Origin of the sequence: Parachitinimonas caeni, assembly GCF_030129945.1 — a bacterium.
In the GTDB taxonomy this organism is placed as follows: domain Bacteria; phylum Pseudomonadota; class Gammaproteobacteria; order Burkholderiales; family Chitinimonadaceae; genus Parachitinimonas; species Parachitinimonas caeni.
In genome coordinates, this window is sequence record NZ_JARRAF010000099.1 from 1 (window position 1) to 3193 (window position 3193).

The following is a 3193-nucleotide window of genomic DNA, read 5'->3' on the forward strand; positions in this document are numbered from 1 at the left end:
TATGCCAACCGGCCGCTGACCGTTCGCTGGAGCGTGCGCAATCACGGCAATATCGGCACCGACATCGAGCGCTGGACCGACCGGGTCTGGCTGTCGAAAACGCCCACCCTGGGCGCCGACGCGATCAACCTGGGCAGCGTCACCCATACCGGCAGCCTGGGTCTGAGCCAGACCTACGACGCCGAACTGAGCGCCAGCCTGCCGGCCGGTCTGCAGGGCGACTACTACCTGCTGGTCGATACCGACACCCAGCAGGCCGTGCACGAGCCTGATCATCGCGACAACAACCGGGTGGCCAGCGCCCAGCCCCTCTCCATCCAGGCCGAACCCAAGCCAAATCTGACTATTGGTCAATTTGAAGTGGACGGTCGCTGGCGCGTGGGTGAAGCGGTCAGCCTGCGTTATCGGGTGGAAGTCGGCGGTAACGAAGGACTCAACCGCTTCCTGACCGACCAGCTGCGCCTGATCAACCAGGCCGACCCGCAACAGACGGTGATCCTGGCCAACCCGGCCATGCAGCGGCAGGTGGCCGTCGGAGGCCACTATGACGTTGCACTGACCCTGACCGTACCGAGCCTGGCCTCGGGCCTGTGGACCCTGCAGCTGATGGCGGACAGCAGCCAGCAGCTGGCAGAAACCGACGAGACCGACAATGTGGCCAGCCAGACCATTGAAGTGGTCAGCCCGGATCTGGCGGTGAGCGAACTGAAGACCACGGGGCGGCTGCAAGGCGGCGAAACGCTGACCCTGGACTGGGCCACCCGCAATCTGGGCTCGGCCGACGCAGAGCCGGTCCGCGACGAAATCTATCTGAGCCGCGATGGCCAGCTGGCCGGGGCGCAGAAGCTGGGCGAGGTCGTCCATGCCCGCATTGGCGCGGGCGAACGGGCGCAGGGCCGCCTGCAGCTGACACTGCCGGTCGAGGCCGAAGGGGCCTACCGGCTGCTGGTGATCAGCAACCGCGCGGGGGCGATCCATGAGGCCGGCCGCACCGACAACAATCAGGACGGTCTGGACCTGCAGATTGCGGCCGATCCGTATGCGGATCTGGTGGTTAGCGAGATCCGGGTGCCGCAGCAGGTGATCGGCGACCCGGCCAGCGTTACCGTCAACTGGAAGGTCAGCAATCAGGGGACCGGCGCCGGTCGGACCCTGAGCTGGACCGATGTGGTGGTGTATTCGCAGGATGCCGTGTTCGGCAACGCCGACGACATCGAACTGGGCCGACTGGAGCACCAGGGCGGTCTGGATGCCGGCAAATCCTACGAAGGGGAAGTGACATACCGGCTGCCGGCCGGGCTAAGCCGGCGCGGCCATGTCCTGGTCCGCACCGATGCTGGCGGCAAGGTGTGGGAGCAGGGCGCGGAAGCGAACAACACGGCGGAAGCCGCCCGGTTGCTGGACGTGATGCCCAAGCCCTATGCCGACCTGCAGGTCGATAGCGTAACCATCGAGGGCACGCCGCGCAGTGGCCAAGCGCTGACGGTGAACTGGACCGTCAAAAACCATGGCATCGGGATCACCGATGTTGCGAACTGGGAAGATGAAGTCTGGTTATCGACCTCGGCCGACCCGGACGACAAGACCCATCGCTGGCCGCTGGCCAGTGCCAACCATCTGGGTCAGCTCGGGGCCGGTGACGACTACCGCCGCAGCCTGAGCTTTGGGCTGCCGGAGGGGATCGAGGGGGACTACTACGTCCATGTCCGGACCGGGCGCGGGGTCTACGAATTCATTTATGGCAGCAATAATACCGGCCGGTCCCTGGCGATACCGGTCACGCTGTCACCGAGTCCGGACCTGCAGGTGAGCGAACTGGAGGCACCGGCCACGGCACAGGAAGGCGATCTGCTGACCGTCCGCTGGCAGGTCAGCAATGCCAGCGCGGTCGCGGCCAGCGGACGCTGGGTCGACACCCTGGAACTGGTGCCGCTGGACAACAGCGCCTTGCCGGTGCTGCTGGGGCATTACAGCTATGAACGCGGTCTGGGCGCGGGCCTGCATTACGACCGGACCGAACAGATCCGGCTGCCGGCCCGGATCGAGGGGGGCTACCGGCTGCGGGTGACCACCAACAGCCAGCCGGGCAGCCAGGGGATTTATGAGGGCGGCGCGACCGCCGCCAATAACGTGACACTGGCCGCCACGCCGACCCTGATCAGCCCGCTGCCACGGCCGGATCTGCGGGTGCACGATATCGAGGTACCGGCCAAGGTCAAGGCCGGGACGACACTGGCGGTCAGTTTCCAGGTCAGCAACCGGGGGCCGGTCGCCGCGACCGGCCAATGGAAGGACCGGGTCTGGCTATCGCTGGATGGTCAGGTCAGCGCCGACGACATCCTGCTGGCGGAACTGGACAATGGCAGTGCCCTGACGCCGGGCGGTGAGCCCTATCGCAGTCAGACCGTGCCGGTCACGATCCCGCTGCGTTACCGGGGTCAGGCCCGCATCATCGTCGAGACCGATGCCCGCAACCGGATTGACGAAGGTCGGCAGGAAGGCAACAACACCGCCATCCAGACCTTCGAGGTCGAAGCGGTGGCCTTTGCCGATCTGGAAACCCATGCCGTCAGCGCGCCACAGCAAGCCAATGCCGGCCAGACGATCGACGTCCGCTACACCGTGACCAACCGGGGCCTGGCGACGACGCAGGGCGACACCGGTCAGGTGACGGGCTGGACCGATACCGTCTGGCTCAGTCGCGATGGCACACGCCCCAACCCGGCCAAGGGCGACATCCTGCTCGGCAGCTTCCGGCATGAGGGTCTGCTGTCGCAGGAAGCGGGCCAAAACAGCTATGACGCCACCGTCTCGGTGCGGCTGCCGGACGAGGTGGCCAGTGCCGACTATCACCTCATGGTCTGGAGCGACAGCTATGACGGGATCCTGGAAGAAACCATGGCCGGCGCGACCAGCCATGTCGGCGATTTCGACGCCAATAACTACAGTGGGCAACGCCTCAGCGTCATCGGGGCGGTGCCCCGGCAGCCGGACCTGAGGCTGGTCACGGTCAGCGCCAGTCCGAACGCCGAAGCCGGCGGCGACTTCCACTTCGAATACCGCGTACGCAATGGCGGTGACGCCTTTACCGGCCGCTGGGTGGATACCGTCTGGTTAAGCGACAGCCCCGATCTGGATCAGGCCAGCCAGCGCTGGCAGATCGGCAGTATCGAGCAGCAACGCAGCCTGGGGA

1 protein-coding gene is annotated in these 3193 nt (G+C 66.1%); it reads left to right on the forward strand.

Annotation, left to right across the window (positions count from 1 at the left end):
• Nucleotides 1–3193: CARDB domain-containing protein (locus PZA18_RS23650; protein ID WP_284103359.1), on the forward strand; the 3193-nt coding region annotated here is incomplete at both ends.